This window comes from Candidatus Methylomirabilota bacterium (assembly GCA_027293415.1).
GTDB lineage: Bacteria > Methylomirabilota > Methylomirabilia > Methylomirabilales > CSP1-5 > CSP1-5.
The window spans coordinates 1-12871 of record JAPUFX010000075.1; the positions used below are offsets into that span (position 1 = coordinate 1).

The window sequence follows — 12871 nt, forward strand, 5'->3', positions numbered from 1 at the left end:
CGAGGTCAAAGTCGGCGTCGTACTTGATGTCACGGCGGGCCCGTTCCACGGCCATTTCGGCCACGTAGAGGGCACGGGTGGCGTTCTTGTCGTTAAAGGCAATCTGGGTCTCGGTCATGGAGAGGGTCATGAAAATCGGCCCGAGGATAAACAGAACGACCATGCACAGGAGGGCTACGATCAGCACGAAACCGTTGTTGTTCTTCATGGATGCCCTCATTCCTTCTCCTCAGATATTCCGGAGCCGAACGTCCGAGGTCAGCGGGAACGCATGTGTTCCCCCCATTGGCGCTACACCCTCGGTCAACACCTGGATAGTGATCCGCTCGATCCGTGTCAGGTCCGCGGCCGCGACCGGAGAGGCCAGTTCTTTGAACTTCAGGACCGGATTGAGCTCGGTCGCGTCATAGTAGAAATAGCGGAAGACCGTCGTGAGGGTCGGGTCGAGCTGCTCAGCAATGGGCGGCGGCTCGACGCACCCGTTGTCGGCCGGCGGCGCCACGAAGTCGGCCGGGACGGCCGCCGGGTTCCAGATCCAGAGCTTGCGCCGGACCTGCATACAGACCGGATCGTAGGTGTACTCGAGCATGTCTCCCCAGCCATCGGGACCGATGCCCGCAGGGGCGTTGACATCGGCGACGAAACGGATGCTGGTTGCGGTCGCACTCTGGATCGCCCGCTGCGTCGTGGCGGGGTTCGTCCCAGCCCCCAGGAGGGGCAAGGTATGGCTCGGGTCATAGCCGATCATCCGGAGCTCCCGGGAGACGAGATCAACCGCCGCGCGGGCATTCTGCTGGATGTTGATCTTGACCTCCCCTTTGGCATAGGTCCTCCGATTGGCGTTGTACATCTGGTAGAGCCCGATCAGCACGATGGTTGAGATCACCGTGGCAATCAGGACCTCGAGCAAGGTGAAGCCGCCTGCTCCCCTTCTCCGCTTATCTTGCGGGCGCTTCGCACTCATTCAGCCACCCGGGCGTCGAGCTGGAAGGTTTTGGCGCCGAAATTCCCCTCGGTCCAGTCCAAAATGACGGTGATCTCCGCAAACCGGTAGGGAGCAGTTCCCTGAAGCTGCACCCACGTCCTCCGGGTGAAATTGTAGCCGTCTCTTACTACGGGGGGGGCGATCGCCTCAGTTTCCGAAGGCGCGCCAGCTGGGGGCACCCCCGCCGCGTTCAAGCAGACCAGATCGGTGGGTGGAACTGTGCAGGCCGCTCCAAGGTCGAAGGGAAAGTTCCGCAGCGCTTCAATCTTTTGTTGTCCAAGGCTGGCCGCCGTGGTCATGCCGCCGCTGTAGACGATGTTCTGATAGCCGGTCGGGAAAAGGCTAGCGAGGCCCAGGAGGGCCACGCTGAGGATCACCGACGCGATCATCACCTCGAGTAGGCTGAATCCACTTGCCCTACGCCCCATCCCTTCCTCCCGTTCCTCGTTTGCTACTGGATTCGCACGTGGCCGGTCGCCGGGGAAATCCAGACTTGCCGCGTCTGCCCTATACTATCCTTCGTGATCGTCAGCGGACTCACCCCATCGAAGCACTGGGTGAGGGGAGTAGTACAGAGCCTTCCGGAGGAGTTGAACCCGGCATACATTGGAGGGTTTGCCCCGGCCGCGCTGTTGTCCAGCTGGATGCCGGGAAAGCTCGCGCCGATCCGGATCCACGGCCCCACGTACTGATCAGCCGTTTGCCCCACTGGATCTATGGCGGCCGGCCAGGCGATCGCCGTGGTCCGGCGGCCCTCTATACGGTACTGGTTGGCATTGACTCCGCCCCGCCGGTCCCAGCCGCTGATTCGGTACTCCCATCCGCTGCTCACTGCCTTGGACCTGGCCAGGCGCATGTCCCCCGCGATCTGCTGCACTGCCGCGTTAAACCGGGCATTGTCCACGCTGGTCATCATCATCGGGAGGGCGGCCCCCGCCACGATAGCGGTCAGGGCGGCTGCCCCTACCAGTTCGATAAGCGTGACACCCTGGCTTCCCAGTTGGCGGATCCACTCTGTCACACCCGTCCTTTTTCTGGCGGTTGCCAGTTCGTTGTCCTTGACGTTGAAATCCCGTGTTCGCATGGCTTCCTCCGGTTCCTCTGGTCTCGTACCCGGTACAAGCAGGACCTGTACCAGGTACCTCATTTAACGCAACTATTTGATATGTAAGGGTAAATACCGTGTGGAGGGATGGAGCTAAAGGCCGGTGGAGATGGAAAGATCTGTCATGCTGTCCAGAGGGGGGTCGGATCCGGACATTATGTCACACAGCAAACCGTCCAGGGCGTGGCGTTTGCCCCGGAGAGGGTCCGCTGAGGGATTGAGAGCAGTCCGTAAATGGATTTATCCTTTTATAGTTAGGGAGTTATGCTTGGGAAGTGTCAGGATATTTGGGAATGGCACCGCGCACGACGATTCACGCGGACTCGGGCATCTTATTTTCGTGCAGGAGGCGGTCCAGCCCGTATCCCTTGATCTTCCGATACAAGGTGCGCTGTGAAATCCCCAGGAGCCGAGCAGCGGTGGTTTTGTTCCCGTTCACATCCTGGAGCGTAGCCAGGAGAGCCCGGCGCTCGAGCAAATCCAAGGGGGTCCCGACGTTGAATGTAATGGACCGCTCGGTGGCCGGCTGCCGCAGCCCCCGGGGGAGGTTTTCGGCCTGGATCATCTCGCCCCGGGCCAACACCACCGCCCGTTCGATGCAGTTCTCCAGCTCGCGCACATTGCCTGGCCACTCGTAGTCGAGGAGTAGGGCGAGGGCCTCGGGGGCAATATCGCGGATCTCCTTCTTCTGACGTTGGTTATAGATCCCCAGGAAGTGATTGGTCAGCAGGGGAATGTCCTCCCGCCGATCCTTCAGGTCGGGAAGCCCGACCACAATGACGTTGAGGCGATAGTAGAGATCGGGCCGAAACCTCCCTGCTGCCATCGCTTGGCTCAGATCCTGGTTGGTGGCGGCAATGATCCGGACATCCACCTTCATCGACTGCTCCCCACCCACCGGCTTGACCTCTCCCTCTTGGATCGCTCGGAGGAGCTTGACCTGCATGGTAGGGCTGGTTTCACTGATCTCGTCCAGGAAGAGGGTCCCGCCGTCCGCCTCCCGGAAGAGCCCGCGCTTGCTGGAGATGGCTCCGGTGAAGGCGCCCCGGAGGTGTCCGAACAGCTCGCTTTCGAGCAGGGTTTCCGTGAGTCCCCCGCAGTTCACGGCCACAAAGGAGCGGTCCCTCCGGGGGCTATGGAAGTGCAACGCCTTGGCGATCAGCTCCTTGCCGGTCCCCGTCGTTCCCTGGATGAGCACCGTTGACTCGCTTTTCTCGAGGTCTTCAACCAGCCGGAAAATCTCTTGCATGCGGGGGGCCTTGCCGATGATGTTGGCGAACTGGTGCCGCTCCTCGAGCTGGCGCCGCAGATAGAGATTCTCCTGGCGTAGCTGTTGCTCCTCGATCGCCCGCCGCACCAGGTGCAGGACTCGCTCGCTGGTGACCGGCTTGGTGATGTAGCCGTAGGCCCCGAGCTTGGTGGCTTCGACGGCCGAGTCGATTGAGGCGTACGCGGTCGTGATGATCACCGACAGCGCAGGGAGGGATTCGTGAATCGCCTTGAGAAAGGCTAGGCCGTCCATGCCCGGCATCCGAAGGTCGGTCATCACCAGATCGACTGGCGCTCCTTGGACGATGTTGAGTCCCTCCTTGCCGGTGGTTGCGGTGACCACCTGATAGCCGTGGGACTCCAGGATCGTCTGGAGCAACTCCCGGGACCCGGGATCGTCGTCCACTGCAAGGACCTTAATCTTCTTGGGATCGATCTTCACTCTTGCCTCCAGGTACCAACAGGCAACCCAGCGGCCCGCCGACCAAGTTCCGTAGCTAACCCAGCTTCTCCCTTGGTGACGGTACCGGGTTCAGTTGCTCTCGGAATGAGCCGCTGCACAGCGGCCGGCTTGTGATATGCTCCCCCTCCTCAAGTCCGGATCGAGCGCCACGGGAACAAGGGGCTTGATTTTGTCGGCGCAGACCTAAAAAACTCGCATCTTGAAATTGGTTGCAAGGATCGGACCAAAGCGCAATCTCCGCGTCAGCACGCTGTTTGCTGATTTTGGCGGGGGCGTGGATGATCTCAGGAAATTGCACCTTGAAACCTCGGATGAGCAGCACCCCTCTCCGGTGACGATCCGAGCGGTGAGGGAGTTATCGGTGGCATGGGTGGAAAACTGTGGAGGCCAAAACTGGGGAGCTGTGGGCAACTACCGTGCTAGGAGGCGGGCAATATTCCCGCTGAACATCTGGGTAACCTGTGGGGCCGGGACCTGCAACGCCTCGAGGACCTCTACCTGGGCATCGAAGATATCCTTCCGCCAGCCCCGAGGAAAGAAACTGGAATCCGTTCCAAAGAGAATCCGTTCTGGGCCCAAGACCTGAAGGCTCTTGGCGAAGAGGGTCTTCAAGTCGAGGGGATAGGGCATGAGATGCACCCAGTCGTTGGAGCTCGACGTATCGGTATAGATGTTCGAGCACTGATCGGCGAGCAAAAGAAGCTCCCGAAAGTAACCACACCCAAAGTGCGGGATGACAAAGGGCAGGTTGGGAAATGCCTTAGCCACGCCGTGGAGATCCACCGGGTTGGCGAACCGCATTTCGAACCGGCTAGGGAGACCCAGCTTCTCGCGGATGCCCACCTTCAGGTAGCCGCAGTGGACAAAAACGATGCCGCCATGTGCGGCAGCAGTTTCGTAGATCGGCAGGAGGCGTTGGTCCCACAGGTGGAAGCGGTGCATGGCGGGAAAGAGGCACACCCCTCTCACCCCCAGCTCGGCAAAGGCCCGCGTGATCCGAGCGGGTGCATCATCGGATATGGGATTCAGCAAGAAGTAGGCGATGATCCGGTCAGGGTAGGCCTGGGCTGCTGCTGCGACCGATTCCTCGTCCCTTGGGACGCTCGCGATCAAGACCATCCGGCTAATCCCGTGTCGATTCATCTCGGCCACCCACTGCTTGCCGAGGTCTACCGGGTCCGCCTCGGGAAATTCCCAGGGGATTCTTTTTCGCAGAGTGGGGTAAAGTTCTACCTCGGAAGGTGGTTCGGGCAGCTCTGCTGCCAAGGTGGCGAAGAACCGGTAGGAGAAGAAATGGGCGTGCGCGTCAATGACCGGCATCTCGCCGAAGGGCGTCTGCATTGGATCCTCCCAAGCGTGAGTGCTCCCGGATTATATCCGTTGCCCTGTCGCTTTGCAACGAATCTGGCCCGCCCGCAAAGGGCTCGGGGAGTGAGCCTTCGCCGGCGGAACATTGCACAGGTCAATTGAGCGGAAACCCTTCATGTTGCGCGGTGTTCCATCTCCCCCGCCCCCTCAAAGGTGCCGTTGTGCTTCTTTTTCCGCTCGGTTATCATGATTGCCGATGAAGGATGCTGACATTACCGCAATTGTTCGCACGCTCAAACGAGAGGTGGAGCGATGGGGTCCGACCGCCGTTGGACAGGTCGCCGAGGACTCCCACGACCCCTTTCGCATCCTCATCTCCTGTCTTCTGAGCCTGCGGACCAAGGACGAGGTGACCGGCGGGGCGTCTGCGCGCCTCTTTCGTCTGGCCGACACCCCGGCGACGATGCTTCAGCTCCGGGAGAGGACGATCGCGCGGCTGATCTACCCGGTTGGTTTCTACCGGACCAAGGCCAAGGTAATCCGTGGGGTCTGCCGGAGCCTGATCGAAGAGTACGAGGGCCGGGTTCCAGATGATATCGATGAACTCCTGAAATTAAAAGGAGTGGGCCGGAAAACGGCGAATTTAGTGGTTTCTGTCGGCTATGGCAAACCGGGGATCTGCGTCGATACCCATGTCCACCGGATCTCGAATCGCTGGGGCTATGTAAAGACACGGACGCCCGAGGAGACGGAACAGGCTCTGCGGCGCAAGCTCCCCCGGCGGCACTGGATTGTGTTCAACGATCTGCTGGTCAGCTTCGGCCAAAACGTCTGTAAGCCGATCTCACCGCTGTGTAGCCGATGCCCTGTGGAGCGATACTGCGCCAAGGTGAGGGTCACGAGGAGTCGATGAAAGGCAGAGGTTCAGAGTTGAGGGTTCAGAGTTCAGGGAGGAGAGGATATCTCGGGGCCTGGATCGTTTTCCTTCCGCTGCTCGTGGCTGCATCGGCGCTACGGGGGGAGGGGATTATCACTCCGTCCGCGCTGCTCGAGCAGGTGGGGATCCTGGCGTCACCAGCCATGACGGGTCGCGGAGTCGGTACCCCGGGGATTGATAGGGCGGCGGATCACATCGCCCGGGAGTTTCAGATGGCGGGCCTGAAACCGGGAGGAACCCACAGGTTCCACCAACCGCTTTCGGTGATTACCGGGGTGAAGGTGGGACGAAAGACCCGAATGCGCCTCATAAGCTGGGGGCACGATCAGCAGCGGTCAGCTGCCCTTTCTGAACAACTTTTTGCCCCCTTTGGTTTCTCTGAGGACGGAGCAGTAGAAGCAGAAGTTGTTTTTGCGGGATATGGGATTACTGCACCCGAGCTGGAGTACGATGACTATGCTGAGGTCGACGTAACTGACAAGGTCGTCCTCGTCATGACCCATGAGCCACGGGAGAAAGATGAAAAAAGCCCTTTCCGGGATCCGGAGGCGTACCGGTACACGGAGGTTCGGTATAAAACCATCAATGCGAGGGAACATGGGGCCAAGGCCATCATCATCGTGGAAGATCCGCTGAGTCATGAGGGAGAGCACGAGGACCTCTTTGCCATCCGGGGCGTGGCGGGAGGTCGCCGAGCCGGGATCGTCGCCGTGAATGCCAAACGGAGCGTCGCCGAGAGTCTCCTCAGATCCACCGGAAAGACCTTGGTTCGGTTACAGCAAGCAATCGATCGGGCTCTCAAGCCACAGAGCCTGCCGATCCCGAGGGCTCGGGTGGCAATCCGGGTTGAGCTGATTGAAGAGCGCGGAACCACCGCCAATATCATCGGTGTCCTCCTCGGATCGGATCCGGTCCTCCGGGAGACCGCTATCGTCGTGGGCGCCCACTACGACCACCTGGGCCTCGGAGGAGAATACTCTCTCGCCCCCTCTCGGTACGGCGAGATTCACCCTGGTGCCGATGACAATGCGTCAGGGACGGCGGGTTTGATCCTCCTAGCCAGAGCCTTTGCCCAGAGCGGCGGAGCCAAGCGAACCCTGATTTTTGCCGCCTTCTCTGCCGAGGAGTTAGGGATCGTGGGTTCCTCCCATTACGCCAAAAATCCCTGGTTTCCGCTTCAACAGACCGTGGCCATGGTCAATCTGGACATGATCGGCCGCCTCAAGAATCGGACCCTCTACGCCTTCGGTGTCAAGACAGGGAAGGAGTTCGCCGACCTCCTTGGGGAAGTGAATCAGAACCCCGGGCTCACGCTCACACTCGGCGGGGACGGGTACGGCCCTTCGGATCACACCAGTTTCTACGCCCGAGGGGTGCCGTCCTCTTCTTCTTCACCGGCCCGCATACCGACTACCACCGACCTTCGGACACCGCAGACAAGGTCAACGGGGAAGGACTGGCCGAGGTGTCTCGCTTCGTGTATCGGGTCGTCGAGTATTTGGCCAATCGCGCCCAGGCAATCACCTACGTCAAGGTAAAAGAACCTCCACCGGCAGGGAGAGGTCGAGGCTACGGGGCCTACTTTGGCTCGATCCCCGACTTCGGGTTTGAGGAAGAGACCGGGGTCCTGCTCACCGGAGTCCGGCCTGGAAGCCCGGCAGAGAAGGCCGGCTTATACGAGGGTGATCTCATCGTGAGGATGGCCGGGGTCCGTATCAAGAATCTTTACGACCTGGTCTATGTCCTCCGATCCAAGCGGACCGGTGACACAATCGAGGTGGTCTTTATACGCAACGGCAAAGAGATCCGGAAAACCACTACCCTTGGGCGCCGCCGCTAACCATGATAGGCGTTCTTTACATTCGCCCGTCCCGCCGGGTTCCCCTCGTCCCCACGAGCTTGATTTCCGTACATACCACCGTGCCGTCCGCGACCCACCGGCGGCCTCATTTTTGCACTACCCCCCCCTTCCGGGCGCATAGCGTTCTCTTGTTCTTCAGGCAACTCTTTGTGACTGGGGACCTGATCCACAAGGGTAAAGATGAGATACTTCGTGAAGGTTGTTGTTGCTGTTCTGGCCTATTTCGTTGGTCTGGGGGCCTACGTCGGTGTTCTCCGTGCGGTATGGCACGAGAAGATAACAGGTGGGGAGGCTGAGGCGGTCATTTTCTGGGGAGGACTCGCCTATCTGCTCGTTGCTATCCCGCTCTATCTTCTCGCGTTTTGGATGATCAAACGCGCGCGGCCTTTTGTTTTCGGTTTCAGACGTCTATTTCTCCTTTTCATCTTTCCAGCAACGGCCGTACTTGTGACAATTCTTCCCACGGGCTTTGCCCTTTGCGCTGGGTTCTTCGGGATTTCGCTTCTCGCCCTTCCGAACGCCATGTTCGAATGTGCGTTTGCCTACCCGGAGGCGATACCGTTCTATGCGTTTTTCGGTGCATCAGGGCTGTGTTTCTCGCTAGGCTGGCTGCTCTTATCTCGCGCCTAGCGATCATCGAGGCCCTCCGGTACCAAAGTACCGCAAAGATCCCAGATCCACCCCTCTTTCTCCTCCCCTCCGACGCAGTCCAAGGCTGGCATCGGGATTGCAATTAATTCTGCCCGGCGAAGCGAAGGTTGCAACTTTATTTGGTTCCCTTCCTGTCGATAGGAAGCGGGGAACGGACGTGATGGGGGTCAACATGCGGGAGAAACGGGGTTTATTGAACATGATCGGGCTGTTGGGGGTTTTCCTTATTGCATCCGGTGGTGGGTGTGCCACGTATCCTACCATTTCAGGGAAGGTTGTCGTTCACGACAAGAATACGCACGTGAGAATTGCATTCAGCGTTCGAGACCGCAGCCTGATTCGTAAGTATTACCGCCATCACCTTCCCCCTGGTCTGGCCAAGCGGTCCTCCCTGCCACCTGGGTTGCAAAAGCAGGTCAAGCAGCGTGGACAGCTTCCACCGGGACTCCGCAGAGACCGCCTGCCAAACGAGCTGGAAGTCAAGCTCTCACCCCTGCCTACAGGCTACATCCGGTTCCGGATAGGAACAGATGTGGTCCTCATGAACACCCGCACCCAGGTGGTCGTGGATGTGATCAAGGACATTAGCGGCTAGACGGGCATTAGAGAACGATGCGCATACCGTCGTAAGCGACCTCGTCTGAGAGGTCCTGCATGCGGGCCAGCGCATCGGCATCAAGGTGGGTGAGGAGCAGGCGCTTGCACTTGAGGGCTAAGCGGTGTGCTTGGATCTGCGAATAGCTCATGTGAAACCGGAGATCCCCATCATATTGGGTGGACTCGCAGATGAAGAGATCGCACCCGTCTGAGAGCTGAATGAGTTCATCCGTCCACTCGGTGTCACCGCTGTAGCCGAGAACCTTCCCTGCCGCCTTCACCTTATACCCGTAGGCGACCTCTCGGCGGTGATGCACGACCTCTACGGGCAGGACCTCTACGGGCCCCATCCGGGTCCAGCTCTTTGGCGTCAGCTCAAGGTACTGGATGGGAAATCGCCGTTGTATCGTCCTCCCGGTCTCTTCATACATCAGCCGCCAGAGGCCTTCTACCCGCTCTTCGATTCCCGGAGTGCCTGCGATGATAAGGGGGCGTTGCCGCTCAGCAAGAAACTGATACTCGAGGAATAGAAACGGGATGCCTGCGGTGTGATCCCCGTGGAAGTGGCTGAGAAGGATGGCTTCGATGGCATCTGGGTCCAGGCCAAGCCGCTTGAGAGCCACCAGGGTCGTGGCCCCGCAGTCCAGGAGAAAGGACCAAGAAGGTAGGTTGACGAGGAAGGCCGGTTGATTCCGCCCGCCACTGCCAAAGGCATCCCCCGCCCCGAGGACGATGACCTCTGCCCGTCCTTCGGGTACCTCGTCTTGGCCGGCTGACCAGGTCCTCTTGGCGGACATCATTCCTTGTTCTTCTCAGCTTTCCGGCGGCTTGCCTCGCTAGCCCGGATTAATCACATAGAAGTGAATAATCTGCCCTCCGGGCTTCGACTCCGCCCCGCGTGTGCGGGGCGTCGCTCAGGGCTAGCCTTGAGTCCCGCCGCTGCGGCGGGATCGAAACCTGCCGGTACGGCCGAGGCCGCACCAGCAGGCGCATTATTCACGAACGGAGTGTCTTCGTGAATAATGTGGGCGAGGCTGCAGTGAGCCATCGCTCTTTCAGGCCTGCGGCTGAATAATCATCCAGGTGCCGAGGCCGCGGGCTAAATGGTTCCCCTCTTGATCGAAAATATCTCCTTCCCCGGTGACGAGGTTTTTCCCTTGCCGGATCACCCGGCCCCGACCGGTGATGGTCCCACTCGTCGCCGCGGCCAGAAAGTTGATCTTGATCTCGGCGGTGACCGCCCTGCTTCCTTCTTCGAGATTGTTGTATACCGCCCAGCCAATTGCTTCATCCATCAAGGTACAGATCACTCCGCCGTGAACGACCTGGGCGCGGTTCAGCAGAAAGGGTGTCACCCGGATCAGAACCTCCGTCTGGCCGCCCTCGACTCGTACCACCTCCTGTCCGATGAGGTCTCGGTAGTGAGGAGGTTTGGTCTTCTTTCCTGGAGCCGCCAGCCTCTTTGCCAGAGATGACACTTCGGCCCTTCCCTCTTCCCCGAGGGATCGAAAATGTTCCAACAAATGTTTTTCCTCGGCTGTCAGGTCCACCCGTGACTCCTTTCAAATCCCCACGGCGAATTTCCCTCTACTTACCTCTGGTGGGTAATCATGGACATTCCCACCCGATTGAAGCGATCCGTGTTGTCGAACTGTAGAGCAAGGAGAGGACCGTGTCAAGGATTGACCCGCCATCTGAGTGATCCTTGACCTGGCAAAGTAACGGGTGCTAGGGTAGGCGCGCATGACAAATGCCCACACGGGGGCACATTCAGTCGGGCCGCGATGAAAATACTCAGGGAACTTTTCACGGGCGGGGCTGTCTAAATTTCTAGTGATGGCCGCACGCTCCTTCCATAGCATGATGCTCGAGACCCAGGATCGGGATCACGAGCTGGTCGATCGAGTCTTGGCCGGGGACCGGGAGGCGTTTGCCCACCTCTTGCGGAGGCACCAGCGCACGGTGCTCAACTTCATGTATCGGATGGTTGGAGAGCGAGGGGCTGCGGAGGATCTCACCCAAGAGGTCTTTTTAAAGGCCTACGTTTCCTTGCCCCGGTTTCGGAAGGAGGCGACCTTTTCTACCTGGCTGTTCCGCATCGCCCACAACCATTGCCTCAATGCCCTCAAGGGAAGGGGACGGGAAATGTCGGAAACCGCCCTAGCGAAAGGCCCCTCGAACCCCAACCGAGTCGCGAGTGTCCCCGACCCGTCTATCTCTGCCAGCGAGCGATTGGAACAGCGAGAGCTTCGGGATGTCATCCAGGAGAAGCTGGGTGAACTCACGCCGGACCACCGGGCCGTCGTCGTCCTTCGAGATATCCAGGGGCTCTCGTACGATGAGATCGCCTCGGCCCTCGACATCGAAGGGGGGACGGTACGATCTCGGCTTCATCGGGCGAGGATGGAGTTGAAAGAGAAGCTGCGGACCTATTTGGAGACATGATGCGGTGTGAAGAGATTCAAGGTCATCTCTCGGCCTATCTTGAAGATGAAGTCGAGCCAGGAGAGCGTCGGGCGATAGAGGAACATTTGCCGGAATGTGTCCGTTGCCGTCACGAGCTCGAGCTTCTTCGGCGGACCGTCTCGGCTCTCACGTCTCTCGAGGAGATTGAAGTACCACCCCGGCTTACGGCGTCGATCCAGGCCGGCGTTGAGGCCCAGGGCAGCTCCTGGTGGCGGAACCTCACCTCGCGCCTCTTTTTTCCTCTCCACATAAAGCTTCCCTTGGAGGCCGTGGCCCTTATCTTGGTTGCCCTGGGTGCCGTGTATATCTACCGTTCCGCGCCGGAGATGGGACAGGCACCCCGGCCCCTTGCCGTGACCGAAAGGGCCCCTCGAGGTCGAGGCGCTGCTCAAGTCGCGGGAGCGCGGCAAGATCTGGACGAGACGACTGCGCTCAAGCAATCGGCCGTAAAGACCGAGGCGAGCCTCAACGATCAAGCAGAACGAGAGGCTTTCGAGGAAGCAGAACCCAAGTCCCTGAAGGAAAGGGATGTTGGACTGCGTCGCTTCGGTGTCATGCGGAAAGAAGCCCCCTCATCCTCGAACGTGGCTCCACTGGTCCGGGAATTGATCCTCAAGACGGAAAATTTTTCACAGGCGGCGTCTCGCATCGCTGAGATCGCCGCGACCTTGGGGGGAAAGCTCTTGGAGGTGAGAGACAACCAGCAGCTTATCCTCACGATTCCCGCACAGGAATACCCCAAGTTTTTGATAGCTGTCCGGGAACTTGGCGCGCCGGTGGATGTTCCCGAAGAGGCCAGAGAGGCGAAACCCTCCACACCACAGGGAACCCTGATGCTCCATCTTCGCCTCGTACGCTAATCGGCTCCCCTGGAACATTTCGGCCAACGGCTTTCAGCCTTGGGAGGGTCGTCCCGCTCGTCAGCGGAATATTCCAGTGCTCAGTAGGTCGTAAGGGGAGATGTCTAGGCAGCATCTGCAGGCCCCGAGTAACATTGCCGACAGCGGCGGGGCCCCGACGGCGGTCGAGCCGGGAGGGGCTCGGGGAGTGGACCTTCCCCGGCGGAACATTCCACGGGTCGGTCTAGCGAAAGCCCTAACTTCCGCGCCGAACGGTTTTAACCGGCAGCAGGACGGCCATCCCCCGCTTGCGCTTCGCTCCGGCGGGCGGGACCCCCTGGCCGGACGCAGGCCAGGTTCCGCCGGGCTCCAAGCCCATCCCCCCTCGCC

At 59.9% G+C, this 12871-nt stretch carries 15 protein-coding genes; 7 read left to right on the plus strand and 8 right to left on the minus strand.

Annotated features, from left to right (window positions below; genetic code table 11):
- The 6 genes from O6929_05750 to O6929_05775 form a co-directional block, all read right to left on the minus strand.
- Positions 1–220: hypothetical protein (locus O6929_05750; GenBank protein MCZ6479889.1), on the minus strand; the 220-nt coding region annotated here is incomplete at its 3' end.
- Positions 221–229: 9 nt separating this feature from the next.
- Positions 230–964 (minus strand): prepilin-type N-terminal cleavage/methylation domain-containing protein, encoded by a 735-nt coding sequence (locus tag O6929_05755; GenBank protein ID MCZ6479890.1) that lies wholly within the window; start codon positions 962–964, stop codon positions 230–232.
- Positions 961–1413, minus strand: coding sequence for a prepilin-type N-terminal cleavage/methylation domain-containing protein (locus O6929_05760; GenBank protein MCZ6479891.1), 453 nt, complete (start codon positions 1411–1413; stop codon positions 961–963). Before O6929_05760 ends, O6929_05755 begins: the two co-directional genes overlap by 4 nt.
- Before the next feature lie 23 nt (positions 1414–1436).
- Complete coding sequence (locus O6929_05765) at positions 1437–2069, minus strand: GspH/FimT family pseudopilin (protein MCZ6479892.1); 633 nt, start codon at positions 2067–2069, stop codon at positions 1437–1439.
- Positions 2070–2403: 334 nt separating this feature from the next.
- Entirely contained in the window at positions 2404–3801 is a 1398-nt protein-coding gene (locus O6929_05770) for a sigma-54 dependent transcriptional regulator (GenBank protein MCZ6479893.1), read from the minus strand.
- 432 nt (positions 3802–4233) lie between these two features.
- Positions 4234–5163 carry an amidohydrolase family protein gene (locus tag O6929_05775; protein MCZ6479894.1) on the minus strand — a complete coding sequence of 310 codons (930 nt, stop codon included), beginning with the start codon at positions 5161–5163 and terminating at the stop codon, positions 4234–4236.
- 223 nt (positions 5164–5386) lie between these two features.
- Here O6929_05775 and O6929_05780 point away from each other — a divergent pair, with 223 nt between their 5' ends.
- The 5 genes from O6929_05780 (at position 5387) to O6929_05800 (ending at position 9174) form a co-directional block, all read left to right on the plus strand.
- A complete protein-coding gene (locus O6929_05780) occupies positions 5387–6043 on the plus strand; it encodes an endonuclease III (GenBank protein MCZ6479895.1) in 657 nt (218 codons plus the stop codon).
- Positions 6040–7605, plus strand: coding sequence for a M28 family peptidase (locus O6929_05785; GenBank protein MCZ6479896.1), 1566 nt, complete (start codon positions 6040–6042; stop codon positions 7603–7605). The genes O6929_05780 and O6929_05785 overlap by 4 nt, the downstream gene beginning before the upstream one ends.
- Entirely contained in the window at positions 7545–7907 is a 363-nt protein-coding gene (locus tag O6929_05790; GenBank protein ID MCZ6479897.1) for a PDZ domain-containing protein, read from the plus strand. Before O6929_05785 ends, O6929_05790 begins: the two co-directional genes overlap by 61 nt.
- Positions 7908–8108: 201 nt before the next feature.
- Entirely contained in the window at positions 8109–8558 is a 450-nt protein-coding gene (locus O6929_05795; GenBank protein MCZ6479898.1) for a hypothetical protein, read from the plus strand.
- Between the two features lie 193 nt (positions 8559–8751).
- Positions 8752–9174: a hypothetical protein gene (locus tag O6929_05800; GenBank protein MCZ6479899.1), complete on the plus strand. Its 423-nt coding sequence runs from the start codon at positions 8752–8754 to the stop codon at positions 9172–9174.
- Between the two features lie 7 nt (positions 9175–9181).
- Here the strand turns inward: O6929_05800 and O6929_05805 are convergent, their stop codons facing one another.
- Together O6929_05805 and O6929_05810 are read right to left on the minus strand one after the other, a co-directional pair.
- Complete coding sequence (locus O6929_05805; protein ID MCZ6479900.1) at positions 9182–9976, minus strand: MBL fold metallo-hydrolase; 795 nt, start codon at positions 9974–9976, stop codon at positions 9182–9184.
- Between the two features lie 255 nt (positions 9977–10231).
- On the minus strand, positions 10232–10726 hold the full coding sequence (locus O6929_05810) for a PaaI family thioesterase (GenBank protein ID MCZ6479901.1): 495 nt from the start codon (positions 10724–10726) through the stop codon (positions 10232–10234).
- 286 nt (positions 10727–11012) lie between these two features.
- Here O6929_05810 and O6929_05815 point away from each other — a divergent pair, with 286 nt between their 5' ends.
- Entirely contained in the window at positions 11013–11621 is a 609-nt protein-coding gene (locus O6929_05815; GenBank protein ID MCZ6479902.1) for a sigma-70 family RNA polymerase sigma factor, read from the plus strand.
- Positions 11621–12502, plus strand: coding sequence for a DUF2275 domain-containing protein (locus tag O6929_05820; GenBank protein MCZ6479903.1), 882 nt, complete (start codon positions 11621–11623; stop codon positions 12500–12502). The genes O6929_05815 and O6929_05820 overlap by 1 nt, the downstream gene beginning before the upstream one ends.
- Positions 12503–12871: the final 369 nt, after the last annotated feature.

Bases quoted from the DNA above. Each gene is read 5' to 3' on its own strand.
- O6929_05755 (MCZ6479890.1), bottom strand. From the start codon at position 964: ATGAGTGCGAAGCGCCCGCAAGATAAGCGGAGAAGGGGAGCAGGCGGC.
- O6929_05760 (MCZ6479891.1), bottom strand. From the start codon at position 1,413: ATGGGGCGTAGGGCAAGTGGATTCAGCCTACTCGAGGTGATGATCGCG.
- O6929_05765 (MCZ6479892.1), bottom strand. From the start codon at position 2,069: ATGCGAACACGGGATTTCAACGTCAAGGACAACGAACTGGCAACCGCC.
- O6929_05775 (MCZ6479894.1), bottom strand. From the start codon at position 5,163: ATGCAGACGCCCTTCGGCGAGATGCCGGTCATTGACGCGCACGCCCAT.
- O6929_05780 (MCZ6479895.1), top strand. From the start codon at position 5,387: ATGAAGGATGCTGACATTACCGCAATTGTTCGCACGCTCAAACGAGAG.
- O6929_05785 (MCZ6479896.1), top strand. From the start codon at position 6,040: ATGAAAGGCAGAGGTTCAGAGTTGAGGGTTCAGAGTTCAGGGAGGAGA.
- O6929_05795 (MCZ6479898.1), top strand. From the start codon at position 8,109: ATGAGATACTTCGTGAAGGTTGTTGTTGCTGTTCTGGCCTATTTCGTT.
- O6929_05800 (MCZ6479899.1), top strand. From the start codon at position 8,752: ATGCGGGAGAAACGGGGTTTATTGAACATGATCGGGCTGTTGGGGGTT.
- O6929_05805 (MCZ6479900.1), bottom strand. From the start codon at position 9,976: ATGATGTCCGCCAAGAGGACCTGGTCAGCCGGCCAAGACGAGGTACCC.
- O6929_05815 (MCZ6479902.1), top strand. From the start codon at position 11,013: ATGGCCGCACGCTCCTTCCATAGCATGATGCTCGAGACCCAGGATCGG.
- O6929_05820 (MCZ6479903.1), top strand. From the start codon at position 11,621: ATGCGGTGTGAAGAGATTCAAGGTCATCTCTCGGCCTATCTTGAAGAT.